At 69.9% G+C, this 11,903-nt stretch carries 10 protein-coding genes and 2 pseudogenes; 6 read left to right on the top strand and 6 right to left on the bottom strand.

Annotated elements, in window-relative coordinates; translation table 11 throughout:
* The 4 genes and pseudogenes from ACFYXH_RS17230 to ACFYXH_RS17215 all read right to left on the bottom strand — a co-directional run.
* Positions 1-202, bottom strand: a pseudogene (locus ACFYXH_RS17230) (hypothetical protein); the annotation flags it as partial.
* Between the two features lie 249 nt (positions 203-451).
* A complete protein-coding gene (locus ACFYXH_RS17225; protein WP_389563315.1) occupies positions 452-1,741 on the bottom strand; it encodes an MFS transporter in 1,290 nt (429 codons plus the stop codon).
* The gene (locus tag ACFYXH_RS17220) at positions 1,738-2,394 is read right to left on the bottom strand and encodes a hypothetical protein (RefSeq protein ID WP_389563313.1); all 657 of its coding nucleotides are present in this window, start codon (positions 2,392-2,394) and stop codon (positions 1,738-1,740) included. Before ACFYXH_RS17220 ends, ACFYXH_RS17225 begins: the two co-directional genes overlap by 4 nt.
* A 194-nt stretch (positions 2,395-2,588) precedes the next feature.
* A complete protein-coding gene (locus tag ACFYXH_RS17215; protein ID WP_389563311.1) occupies positions 2,589-3,119 on the bottom strand; it encodes a methylated-DNA--[protein]-cysteine S-methyltransferase in 531 nt (176 codons plus the stop codon).
* 341 nt (positions 3,120-3,460) lie between these two features.
* Here ACFYXH_RS17215 and ACFYXH_RS17210 point away from each other — a divergent pair, with 341 nt between their 5' ends.
* The 5 genes from ACFYXH_RS17210 to ACFYXH_RS17190 all read left to right on the top strand — a co-directional run bounded on the left by ACFYXH_RS17210 (position 3,461) and on the right by ACFYXH_RS17190 (position 10,562).
* Positions 3,461-4,351 carry an MHYT domain-containing protein gene (locus tag ACFYXH_RS17210; RefSeq protein ID WP_389563309.1) on the top strand — a complete coding sequence of 297 codons (891 nt, stop codon included), beginning with the start codon at positions 3,461-3,463 and terminating at the stop codon, positions 4,349-4,351.
* A gap of 59 nt (positions 4,352-4,410) precedes the next feature.
* Positions 4,411-6,531, top strand: a complete 2,121-nt coding sequence (gene uvrB / locus ACFYXH_RS17205) for an excinuclease ABC subunit UvrB (protein WP_389563307.1) — start codon at positions 4,411-4,413, stop codon at positions 6,529-6,531.
* A 131-nt stretch (positions 6,532-6,662) separates the two neighbouring features.
* A complete protein-coding gene (locus ACFYXH_RS17200) occupies positions 6,663-7,241 on the top strand; it encodes a TerD family protein (protein WP_026237542.1) in 579 nt (192 codons plus the stop codon).
* Positions 7,242-7,344: 103 nt separating this feature from the next.
* Positions 7,345-9,345 (top strand): TerD family protein, encoded by a 2,001-nt coding sequence (locus ACFYXH_RS17195; protein WP_389563305.1) that lies wholly within the window; start codon positions 7,345-7,347, stop codon positions 9,343-9,345.
* 224 nt (positions 9,346-9,569) lie between these two features.
* The gene (locus ACFYXH_RS17190; RefSeq protein WP_389563303.1) at positions 9,570-10,562 is read left to right on the top strand and encodes a TerC family protein; all 993 of its coding nucleotides are present in this window, start codon (positions 9,570-9,572) and stop codon (positions 10,560-10,562) included.
* Between the two features lie 19 nt (positions 10,563-10,581).
* On the opposite strand, the pseudogene ACFYXH_RS17185 reads toward ACFYXH_RS17190, so the two are convergent.
* Positions 10,582-10,836: pseudogene (locus ACFYXH_RS17185) on the bottom strand (LD-carboxypeptidase); the annotation flags it as partial.
* A 72-nt stretch (positions 10,837-10,908) separates the two neighbouring features.
* On the opposite strand from ACFYXH_RS17185, the gene ACFYXH_RS17180 reads away from it, so the two are divergent.
* Positions 10,909-11,232 carry a hypothetical protein gene (locus tag ACFYXH_RS17180; protein WP_389563924.1) on the top strand — a complete coding sequence of 108 codons (324 nt, stop codon included), beginning with the start codon at positions 10,909-10,911 and terminating at the stop codon, positions 11,230-11,232.
* A 9-nt stretch (positions 11,233-11,241) separates the two neighbouring features.
* Here ACFYXH_RS17180 and ACFYXH_RS17175 read toward each other — a convergent pair whose 3' ends face one another.
* Positions 11,242-11,898: an MBL fold metallo-hydrolase gene (locus tag ACFYXH_RS17175; protein WP_389563301.1), complete on the bottom strand. Its 657-nt coding sequence runs from the start codon at positions 11,896-11,898 to the stop codon at positions 11,242-11,244.
* Between the last annotated feature and the right edge of the window lie 5 nt (positions 11,899-11,903).

Raw genomic sequence — 11,903 nt, 5'->3', positions numbered from 1 at the left:
CCTGCTTCCTGCTGGTGAGTCTGCGCTGTTCGGCGGTGAGCTTCTGCGGGCCGAGTGTGTCGTGGGCCGCCTTGTACGAAGCTCCTGGCGCTGCGGGGGCGGGCGGTGCGGCCGCGGCGGCGGGTCCTGCGGCCGCCAGGGCCGTGACGAGGCTGGTGACGGCGGCTGAAGCGAGGCAACGTCCTGGGCGCACTGCTGACATCGGTCTCTCCTGTCCGAGGCGGGGGAACTCGGGGAAATGCCGTGCGTGGGGGTGTGCTGCATGGCGAGTTTGGCGCGTTCACGCCATGTTGGACAGGGGCTGAGGACCCGCCCCGGCGAGCAACATTGGGTGCACCAAAGACGGAGTCGCCGACCAGCGAAGACGCTGGTCGGCGAAAGATTTCCGGGCGGTGAATTTCCTGGATCCGGGCTTCCTGCCGGCCCCCGCTGTGGGGTGCCCGATGCCTCCTCATTGGCTCCCGTCGGCTGGGCGAACCGGTCGGCTGAGCGCTCTGCGCACGGCGAGCGCCGCCATCGGCAGCAGCAGGCAGGCGCCCACCAGATTCAGCCAGCCGTAACTCGCCCGCGCGACGATCAGGCCGGCGGCCGCGCCTCCGATGCCCGCCGTTGTGCTCATGGCCAGGTCGGACAGGCCCTGCACAGCGGCGCGGGCGGGCTGCGGCACGGAGTCGGTGAGCAGCGTCGACCCGGACACCACACCCGCCGACCAGCCGAGACCGAGCAGAAAGAGACCGGCTGCGGTCTGCCCGTGGCTCGTTCCCGCCGTACCGGCCAGCAGCGCGGCCGCGGAGAGGAGTCCAACGGCCAGCCCGATCACCGCGAGCCTGCCGATACGGTCAGCCAGCCAGCCCATCAGCGGCGAGAGGGCGTACATGCCCGCGATATGGCCGCTGATCACCAGACCGATCAGCTGGATCCCCGCCCCGTGGTGGCTGAGGGCGACCGGCGTCATCGACATGATCGACACCATCGCGGTGTGCGATACGGCCACGGTGACCAGCGCGAGCCGGGCCATCGGAGACTCGCGTACGGCCCGCATCCCGGCCCGCAGCGAGCGCCCTTCGGGGGAGCGGTCGGCCGGGGACAGAGCGCGGGCGGTCAGCAGCGGATCGGGGCGGAGCAGGACGAGGACCAGCACGGCGCAGACGAGGAACACCCCGGCAGCCCAGACGAACGGGCCCGCGGCGGCCGGTATACCGACCCCGGAGACGCTGCGGCCCGCGGGGGCCGCGATATTGGGGCCGAGCACCGCACCGATCGTGGTCGCCCAGACGACATTGGAGATGGCACGGCCGCGCCGCTCGGGCTCGGCCAGATCGGCGGCCGCGAAACGCGCCTGCAGATTCGCCGACGAACCGGCGCCGAACGCGGCCATGCCGAGGAGCAGCAGTGGAAAGTTCTCGATGACCGCGCCCAGTACGACCACGCCTGCGCCCAACGCCCCGATCGCATAGGCGAGGACGAGCCCGGGCCGCCGTCCGCGGGCTGTCATCAGCGCGGCCAGCGGCATGGAGAGCAGCGCGGTCCCGGCCACCGTGGCGGTCGGGGCGAGCCCGGACAGCGCCTCGGTCCCGCTCACCTGCTGCGCCAGGACGGCGGCCAGCGCGATACCGGTCGCGACGCCGAGCCCGCCGAGGATCTGGCTGGCGATGAGTACGGCGGTGATACGCCGTCGCAGCGCGGGCAGTTCGTCCGCCGATACGGGGGCGAGAGCCGCGGCTTTGTCGATCGAGGTCACCGCGCGTACGCCGTTCCACCGCCGGCCGCGAGGGAGGCCGCGATCCTGATGTGGGCTGCGCGCCGCTCCGCGTCGGGCACCGGAGGCAGCAGCTCCTCCCACAGCGGCAGGAACGACCCGCGCAGCTGCGTCATCCCGGCCGGCCGGGCGATCAGCCAGAAGTGCAGATGCGCGGCCCCGTCGCCCCAGCGGTTGATGTGCACCCGTGCGATGCCGCCGAGGGACAGCACCGCGCGCTCGGCACGCTGGAGGAGCGGACCGAGCTCCGTCGCACGCTCCGCCGGCAGGTCGGTGAAGTCGTGGTGGCTGTGCGGCCGCAGCATGACGACCGCCGGCAGCCGGTCCTGGTCCCCGACCGCGTCCAGCCGCCAGTGATCGTCCGCCCAGAGCGACTCCTCCACCGGCGAGGCGCAGGCACGGCACTCCCCGGGCCCGCCCTCGCCGCTGCGCGGGGGCTCGGGCAGCACCGGGGCCGTCAGCGGCTTCACCCGCAGCTCGCCCGTGAACGGGAACGTCTCCCAGCTGGTGAGCGAGTCGTCGGCGAGCGGCAGCGGCTCGCCGATCGGCAGCCGGGCGACGTAGCTTCCGGGCTCGGAAGCGTGCGCCGCGTCAGCGGCGACGGATATGTCAGGTGCGTCTGGGCTGGTAGTCACTGGCGCAGTGTGCCAGTCGGCACGCGCGTACGAAACCGTGTCCGTGCGCGTCCCCCAGGAGCTGCCGGAGCACTCGGGGCGGCCCTCGGGGCATCCCTCTGGGCGGTCGGCACAAGGCTGTAGGGGCAGCCGTCGGGGCAGGGGTCGGCGAGCGATGCCGGAGGGGAGCCTGGAGCCGCAGCAGGGAAAGCCGCTCAGAACAGTGGCTCGGGCAGCACCCCCTCCAGCGCCAGCAGCTTCCGCTTGGTCTCCAGGCCGCCACCGAACCCGCCGAGCCCGCCGTCCGTCTCCACCACCCGGTGGCAGGGCACCACCACCGGCAGTGGATTGGACCCCATCGCCGCGCCCACGGCCTGCGCCGCGCCGGGCTGCCCCACGCGCGCCGCCAGATCGCCGTACCCGACGACCGTGCCGTACGGCACCCCGTCCGCCAGCTCCCGCAGCACCTGCCGGTTGAACCCGCCGGACAGCGTCCAGTCCAGCGGCAGGTCGAACTCGCGCAGCCCGCCCGCGAAATACGCCCCCAGCTGACGTATCGGCTCGGCCGGCAACCCCGCCGCGTCCTCCACCGGCTCGGCGCCGAGCCGCCCGGCCAGCCGCCCGAGCGCCTTGTCCCGCACCGCCGCCTCGGCATGGAAAACCACGCTCACCAGACCCTCGTCGGTCGCGGCGAGCAGCAGCGGTCCGATGTCCGTGCCCACGACGGCCCACTCGAAGCTCTTCATGCGGACCACCGTACGACCGGGCACTGACAACGCCGGATCGGCCGGGCTCAGCCCACCGCGTCCCGTACGACATCGGGGTTGTCGGTGATGATGCCGTCCACTCCGAACCATCCACCAGGGCCGGGCCGGCCGAGGGTGGCAGCAGCCGGTCAACGAGGAGCAGGCGAAGTGTGGACACAACGTGAACGGAACCGCCCAGAACGCTTCACGTGACAATTTCCGTGTCGATAAGTCTCCGCTCACATGTTTGCTTACTCTGGCGCCAGCCATACTCTCGCCCCCGGACCGGACGTTCCGTCAGGGATCACGGGGATCACCCAAGGAGCGGAGGGCATACGGGCATGCAGGGCACTGTGGATGGGTTCAGTTACGGCCTCGTCACACCCGTGGCGGCGTACTTCATGGCGTGCCTCGGCGGGGCCCTGGGCCTCCGCTGCACCACCAGGTCGGTCCGCAACCGACGCTCCTTCAAACCGGGGTGGCTCGCACTCGGCGCGACCGCTATCGGCTCGGGCATCTGGACCATGCACTTTGTCGCGATGATGGGCTTCACCGTCGCCGAGGCGCCGATCGGCTACGACAAGCCGACCACCTTCGCCAGTCTCGCCGTCGCGATCGTCATGGTCGGCATCGGGATCTTTATCGTCGGCTACCGCGGCGCGGGCCCGATGGCCCTGGTCACCGGCGGCACGATCACCGGCCTCGGAGTGGCCAGCATGCACTACCTCGGCATGGCCGGCATGCGACTTCAGGGACGCCTCGAGTACGACACCCTGACCGTCTCCCTCTCCGTGGTGATCGCCGTCGTGGCCGCCACCTCCGCCCTCTGGGCAGCCGTATCGATCCACGGCTTCATGGCGAGCCTGGGCGCCAGCCTGGTCATGGGCGTCGCGGTGAGCGGTATGCACTACACGGGGATGGCGGCGGTCAGCGTCCATCTGCACGGGGCGGCCGGCTCCACAGGTCAGAGCGGATCGCCCGCCACTCTGCTGGCGCCCCTGCTGATCGGCCCGGCGGTCTTCCTGCTGCTCGCCGCAGTGGTGGTGATGTTCGACCCACTGCTGGTGATGGGCGAGCCGCACCGGCAGCGCCCCGAGGCGGGGCAAACCGTGCGTCCCGGCGTGCCCTCCCAGCGGAAGCCGTCGTACGGACAGCCCGCCGCCTGGGCTGCCGACCGGGCCCCGCGCCGCGCGGCCCAGCGCCAGGAATCCCCGCGCGCCACCGACTGGTGACCGTTTGATCCACTGTGCATCACCCACCGGCTGTCAGTGGTGCGTCGTACGGTGGATCCATGCGGCCCGTTTCCAAGATCGAACGTACGGTGGCGCCTTTCGAGGTCGTCAGCACCTACCAGCCGAGCGGCGACCAGCCGACGGCCATCACCGACCTGGAGCGGCGTATCCGCGCAGGTGAGAAGGATGTTGTCCTGCTCGGCGCGACCGGCACCGGAAAGTCGGCGACGACCGCCTGGATGATCGAGAAGCTTCAGCGCCCCACGCTGGTGATGGCGCCGAACAAAACTCTGGCCGCCCAGCTGGCGAACGAGTTTCGCGAGCTCCTGCCGAACAACGCCGTCGAGTACTTCGTCTCGTACTACGACTACTACCAGCCCGAGGCGTACGTCCCGCAGTCGGACACCTACATCGAGAAGGACTCCTCGATCAACGAGGAGGTCGAGCGGCTGCGCCACTCCGCGACGAACTCCCTGCTCACCCGGCGCGATGTGGTCGTGGTCGCCTCCGTCTCCTGCATCTACGGCCTCGGCACCCCGCAGGAGTACGTCGACCGGATGGTGCCGCTCAAGGTCGGCGAGGAGATCGACCGCGACCAGCTGCTGCGCCGCTTCGTCGACATTCAGTACACGCGCAACGACGTGGCGTTCGCCCGCGGCACCTTCCGGGTCCGCGGCGACACCATCGAGATCTTCCCGGTCTACGAGGAGCTCGCCGTCCGCATCGAGATGTTCGGTGACGAGATCGAGGCGCTCTCCACCCTGCACCCGCTCACCGGCGAGATCATCAGCGAGGACCAGTCGCTCCACGTCTTCCCGGCCAGCCACTATGTGGCGGGACCTGAGCGCATGGAGAAGGCGGTCAACGGCATCGAGAAGGAGCTCGAGCAGCGCCTGGCCGAGCTGGACAAGCAGGGCAAGCTGCTGGAGTCCCAGCGGCTGCGCATGCGCACCACGTACGACATCGAGATGCTGCGCCAGATCGGCTCCTGCTCCGGCGTGGAGAACTACTCCATGCACTTCGACGGCCGCGACCCCGGCACCGCGCCCAACACCCTTCTCGACTACTTCCCCGAGGACTTCCTGCTCGTCATCGACGAGTCGCATGTGACCGTTCCACAGATCGGCGCGATGTACGAAGGTGACGCCTCCCGCAAGCGGACTCTGGTCGACCACGGCTTCCGGCTGCCGTCCGCGCTCGACAACCGTCCGCTGAAGTGGGAGGAGTTCCAGCAGCGGGTCGGTCAGACCGTCTACCTCTCCGCCACTCCCGGCAAGTACGAGCTCTCGCGCGGCGACGGCTTCGTGGAGCAGATCATCCGTCCCACCGGCCTCGTCGACCCGCAGGTCGTCGTCAAGCCCACCGAGGGCCAGATCGACGACCTGGTGCACGAGATCCGCGAGCGCACCGAGAAGGACGAGCGTGTGCTGGTCACCACGCTCACCAAGAAGATGGCGGAGGACCTCACCGACTACTTCCTCGAACTGGGCATCCAGGTCCGGTATCTGCACAGCGATGTCGACACCCTGCGCCGGGTCGAGCTGCTGCGCGAACTGCGCGCCGGTGAGTACGACGTTCTGGTCGGCATCAACCTCCTGCGTGAGGGCCTCGACCTGCCAGAGGTGTCGCTGGTGGCGATTCTCGACGCCGACAAGGAGGGCTTCCTGCGCTCCGGCACCTCGCTGATCCAGACCATCGGCCGCGCGGCGCGCAATGTCTCCGGTGAGGTCCATATGTACGCGGACAAGATCACCGCGGCGATGGAGAAGGCCATCGAGGAGACCAATCGCCGCCGGGAGAAGCAGATCGCGTACAACACCGAGCGCGGTATCGACCCGCAACCGCTCCGGAAGAAGATCAACGACATCGTCGCGACCATCGCGCGCGAGGAGGTCGACACCGAGGAGCTGCTCGGCACCGGCTACCGGCAGGCGAAGGCCGACAAGCCCGGCAAGGGAGCAAAGGCCCCGGTCCCGGCCCTCGGCGGCAAGGCCGGCAAGAAGGGCGAGGTGCTCACCGACCGTCCCGCGGCCGAACTGGCAAAGATCATCGAGGAGATGACCGACCGGATGCGGGCCGCGGCAGCCGACCTGCAGTTCGAGGTCGCCGCGCGGTTGCGTGACGAGGTGAGCGAGTTGAAGAAGGAACTGCGGCAGATGAAGGAGGCGGGACTCGCCTGAGCCCCGCACACCCATGTGTTGCAAGACCGACACAAAAACGAGCCAAGTGTGCTGTGTGTTCGGCGCCACTGCGTAGGGTGCAGGACAACCGCACATATGGGCGGCAGTCATTCGGGAGAAGGGGACAGCGCGTGACGGTCAACATGACCAAGGGTCAGGCCATCAGCCTGCAGAAGAGCGACGGGGGAACCCTCACTGCGGTGAGAATGGGGCTCGGCTGGCAGGCGGCGCCGCGCCGCGGTCTGTTCGGCTCGCGCACCCGGGAGATCGACCTGGACGCCTCGGCGGTGCTGTTCGCCGACAAGCAGCCGGTGGACGTGGTCTTCTTCCGCCACCTCGTCAGCGACGACGGCTCGGTCAAGCACACCGGCGACAACCTGGTCGGCGGAGCGGGCTCGGGCGGCGACGACGAGGCGATCCTCGTCGACCTGCAGCGGGTGCCGGTCCACATCGACCAGATCGTCTTCACGGTGAACTCCTTCACCGGCCAGACGTTCCAGGAAGTGCAGAACGCCTTCTGCCGTATCGTCGACGAGACCAACGGCCAGGAGCTCGCCCGCTACACGCTCGACGGCGGCGGCCAGTACACCGCGCAGATCATGGCGAAAGTGCACCGGGCGGGCGGCGGCTGGCAGATGACGGCTCTCGGCAACCCGGCCAACGGCCGGACCTTCCAGGACCTCATGCCGTCGATCCTGCCGCACCTGTAGGCACGGCTCGTACGGACGACGCAGCTCCCGGAGGCATCAGGCCGCCGGGAGCTGCACCCATTACCACCACCGAACACCGCACAGCACTGAGGGGACAGAGGCGATGACGGCCGAGCTGGTCCGGGGGCAGAACCACCCCTTGCCCCACGCCCGCCTGGAGATACGGGTGTCCGCCGACCATCCGGTCGTGGCCTGCACCACCTGCGCCGACGAGCGGGGGACGGTACGCGACGAGTGGATCGCGCACCCCGGAGCGCCCACGCTGCCCGGGGTCGAGGTGTCCCCGCAGGCCACCGAGGCACCCCGGTTCACCATCGACCTGGAGGCAGTGCCAGAGGCGGTGCACCAGGTGAACGTGCTGCTCGCGCTCCCCGAAGGCAGCGTCGGCCCGGCCCACTTCGGCGCCACCGCGGCTCCCTTCGTGGCGATCGCCGGCCGGGACGGCGCCGAACTGGCCAGCTTCACCATCACCGGCCTCGACGCCGAGACCGCGCTCGTCGCGGTTGAGCTGTACCGCCGCCAAGGCGCCTGGAAGGTGCGGGCCGTTGGCCAGGGATACGCGGGCGGACTCGCGGAGCTGCTGGCCGACCAGGGGCTGCCGACGGCCCGCGAGACAGCCACAGGCATCCAGCAGACGGCGGCTCCGCGCACACCCCGGGCCGAACCGGCGCAGCTGCGTACGCGCGGTGCCGACGGGGCATTCACCACGCCGTCCACGCCGTCCACACCGTCGATGCCGCGGCCGAATGCGAGCCCCGCGCCCGGCCCGGACGCGACGGTTCCCGACGGCCCCTCCGGTCCCGGTCGGCAGCCCGGCGCACCGGGCGGGCCCACGGGCCCCCAGCAGACGCCCATGCCCGACGCCGCGCCGGGCCCCGGCGGGCCCATCGACTATGCGCACCCGCGCCGGCAGTCCGCCGCACCTCCGCCGCCGCCTCCGGCCGCACCGCCCGCCCAGCCGGGTCAGTCGGCTCAGCCCGTCGCGGGCGACGCCACCGGCTGGTCCATGGAGGAGCGGCTCTACAACCAGATCTGGGGCATGTTCGAGGATCTGGCCCGCAGCGCAGCCGCGTACCGCAGCGCCGTCGACTTCGCCGAGTCCCGGATGGACAAGGAGCTCGACACGGTTCTGTCCGACCCGCGCAGCCGGATCGGCGGCGCCGGGGATGCCGCCCGCGAGGCGGCTCGCGCCAAGTGCGAGCAGCTGACAGACCAGGCCCGCCAGGTCCTCGACCGGGACCTGGCCCAGCTCGCCGCCGAGTCCGACGTCGTCGAGCCGGCCCTGCCGCCCGCCTTCGCGCGCTGGGACAACCCCGCCTGGCACGCGTACCGCGTCCCCATGGAGATTCCGATGGCGCTGCGCCTCGGCGATCTCCATCTGCCCGAGAGCCCGGACCTGCGCATTCCGTTCCTGGTACGGCTGCCGCTGGAGCGCGGGCTGTGGGTGGACAGCGGTCGCTCCGGCTCTGAGGCCGCGATGGTGCTGGACGAGGCGCAGCTGCGCAAGCTCGCCCTGGACTCCGCGGTAGCGCACGCAGCCCGTCTGCTCGCGATCTATCCGCCGGGCGAGTTCACGGTCCATGTCATCGACCCGGCGGGCACGGCGGCTCCCTCGCTCGCCCCGTTGGTCGACTCCGGAGCCCTCGCCGGGCCGCCGGCGGCCGGCGCCCAGGGCGTGAGCGCCGTACTCGCCAAGCTCACCCAGCGCGTGGACCTGGTGACGATGGCGGTGCGCGGCGGCGCGGCCGACTCGCTTCCGCCCGATCTGGACACCGCGGAGCAGCTGCTGATCGTCAATGACTTCCCGCACGGCTTCGACGACCGCGCGGTCACCCAGCTGCGCTACCTCGCCGACGAGGGCCCGGCGGTCGGCGTCCATCTGCTGATGGTCGCGGACCGCGAGGACGCGAGCGCGTACGGCCCGGTGCTCGATCCGCTCTGGCGCTCGCTGCTGCGCATCACGCCGGTCCCCGACGACCATCTGGCCGATCCCTGGGTCGGGCACGCCTGGACCTACCAGCCGCTGCTGGTGCCACCGGGCAGCGGGGTGCTGCGGCAGGTACTGGATCAGGTGACCGAAGCCCGTCGCTCCTGGCGTCGCTGACCTGCACACTTGGCGTCCGCTTTACCAACTCCTTTACCTACCTTTGGTCTTTCCTGTACTCTTCTTTGCGCGGAGGGGAGTACTCCCGACTCGCGGCGTTCCCGTCAGTACGGACCGGCATCGGTCCCGGGGCGTCGGCCCGTGGTGCGGCAGCGGCCGCTCGGGTGGAGGAGACCTCCGGCAGCGACGACGCTGATCAGTAGCCGTACGACGCCGGAGGCGCAGTGGACGTTTCATGGACCCTTTGGGTGCTCACCATTCTTGGTCTGAGCGCTCTGATCGCCATCGACTTCTTCATCGGGCGCAAGCCCCATGACGTGTCGATCAAGGAAGCCGGAATCTGGACCGTCGTCTGGATCGTCCTCGCCGCGCTCTTCGGGCTCGGCCTGCTGGTATTCGGCGACAGCCAGGCGTCGGGCGAGTTCTTCGCGGGCTTCATCACCGAGAAGTCGCTCAGCGTCGACAACCTCTTCGTCTTCGTCCTGATCATGGCGAAGTTCTCGGTGCCGTCCCACCTCCAGCAGCGGGTGCTGCTCGTAGGCGTGCTGATCGCTCTCGTCCTGCGCGCGATATTCATCGCGGCCGGCGCCGCGATGATCGCCAGCTTCTCCTGGATCTTCTACATCTTCGGCGCGTTCCTGATCTACACCGCCTGGAAGCTCATCCAGGAGGCGCGCTCCGACGAGGAGGAGGACGAGTTCGAGGAGAACCGGCTCCTCAAGTCCATCGAGAACCGCTTCGGCGTGGCCGACAGGTACCACGGCACCAAGCTCTTCATCCGGAACAACGGCAAGCGCATCCTGACCCCGCTGATGGTGGTCATGCTCGCCATCGGCACCACCGATGTGCTCTTCGCGCTGGACTCCATCCCCGCGATCTTCGGCCTGACCCAGGACCCGTACATCGTCTTCACCGCCAACGCCTTCGCCCTCATGGGTCTGCGGCAGCTGTACTTCCTCATCGGCGGACTGCTCAGGAAGCTGGTCCATCTCAGCTACGGCCTGTCGGTCATCCTCGGCTTCATCGGCGTCAAGCTGGTCCTCCACGCCCTGCATGAGAGCGGCGTGCATGTCCCGGAGATCTCGATCCCCCTCTCGCTCGCGGTCATCTGCGGCGTGCTGGTCATCACCACGATCACCAGCCTGATCGCCTCCAGGAAGAAGGCCGAGCGGGAAGCGGCCGAGGAGGAGGCTCCGAAGGACAGCGTCGAGGCCTGACGGGCATACGTGAAAGCGCTCAGTACGTCACGGTGATCCGGCGGGCCGGACCGTCGACGCGGACCGATCCGCCGTAGGGGATGACCAGCTGAGGGTCGGTATGCCCGAGGTCGACGTCGAAGACCGCCATGGTCTCCGGGTCTTACGCCGCCGGCGCGCGCTGGACCGCCTCCCGCTGCTCACTGGCGTAATGTGCCGCCGAGGCCGGGTCGTTGGGCTGTCCGAACGACCAGATCTTGGGGCGTCCCATCAGAAGCGCGGGGAAACGCCGCAGCGGACGTGGACGCGAAGGACGACGAAGGACGCACGGCCCTTTGGGAGGCGGTGTGCCACGGCCAGGAGGAGAGTGCCGCGGCGCTGCTCGCCGTCGGGGCGGACCCCTGGACCCCACCTGTACTTCAACCCCAAGGGCGGCACCTTCGGCACGCTCTCCCGCGACGGCGTCGAGGTGCACCACGAGGAGGTGGGCCTTGACGCGTACGAGGAGTCTCCCGACTCCCACTGGCTGTACCGCTTCTGGGACTGGGACAAGTCCACGGAGATGTGGGACGCCCATACGCTCGCGTACGCCGCCGACATGGCGGGGATATGGGTGACGGACCGCCGAGCGGTCGCCGGGCCGCCGGGCCGCTGGGTGGAGATACCCGAAGGCAGCCCGCTGCTGACGTGATCTGCCGGGCTACCAGCCGCGCTCGCGCCACTCCGGCAGATGCGGCCGCTCGTCGCCGAGCGTCGTGTCCTTGCCGTGGCCCGGGTAGACCCAGGTCTCGTCCGGGAGTTGGTCGAAGAGCTTCGTCTCGACGTCGTTGACCAGGCTCGCGAAGGCCTCGGGGTCCTTCCAGGTGTTGCCGACCCCACCGGGGAAGAGGCAGTCGCCGGTGAAGACGTGCGGCGGGCCGTGCGGGTCGTCGTAGACCAGGGCGATGGAGCCCGGGGTGTGGCCCACGAGATGGCGGGCGGTCAGCTCGACGCGGCCGACGCGGATCGTGTCCCCGTCCTCGACCGGTACGTCGGTCGGGACGGGAATGCCCTCGGCGTCGTAACGGCCGGCGAAGGTGCGTGCGCCGGTTGCCCGGACGACCTCGGCCAGTGCCTGCCAGTGGTCCCCGTGGCGGTGGGTGGTGACCACGGACGCAATGGAGTCGTCACCGATCAGATGGAGCAGGGTCTCGGGCTCGTTGGCCGCGTCGATCAGCAGCTGTTCGCCGGTGGTCCGGCAGCGCAGCAGATAGGAGTTGTTGTCCATCGGGCCGACCGCGACCTTGGAGATCATCAGGTCCGTCAACTCGTGCACATCGGCCCGGCCGCCGACCTTCACCACTCCGCTGTACGTCATGGGGC

The organism is Streptomyces sp. NPDC002730, from assembly GCF_042888805.1.
Taxonomy (GTDB): domain Bacteria; phylum Actinomycetota; class Actinomycetes; order Streptomycetales; family Streptomycetaceae; genus Streptomyces.
The sequence above is the reverse complement of the archived record's forward strand: the minus strand, read 5'-3'. Positions and strand labels throughout refer to the sequence as shown.

Excerpts from the sequence above, each read along its gene's own strand:
- ACFYXH_RS17210 (WP_389563309.1), top strand. The coding sequence starts at position 3,461 with ATGCAGGGCACTGTGGATGGGTTCAGTTACGGCCTCGTCACACCCGTG.
- uvrB (WP_389563307.1), top strand. The coding sequence starts at position 4,411 with ATGCGGCCCGTTTCCAAGATCGAACGTACGGTGGCGCCTTTCGAGGTC.
- ACFYXH_RS17195 (WP_389563305.1), top strand. The coding sequence starts at position 7,345 with ATGACGGCCGAGCTGGTCCGGGGGCAGAACCACCCCTTGCCCCACGCC.
- ACFYXH_RS17175 (WP_389563301.1), bottom strand. The coding sequence starts at position 11,898 with ATGACGTACAGCGGAGTGGTGAAGGTCGGCGGCCGGGCCGATGTGCAC.
- ACFYXH_RS17215 (WP_389563311.1), bottom strand. The coding sequence starts at position 3,119 with ATGAAGAGCTTCGAGTGGGCCGTCGTGGGCACGGACATCGGACCGCTG.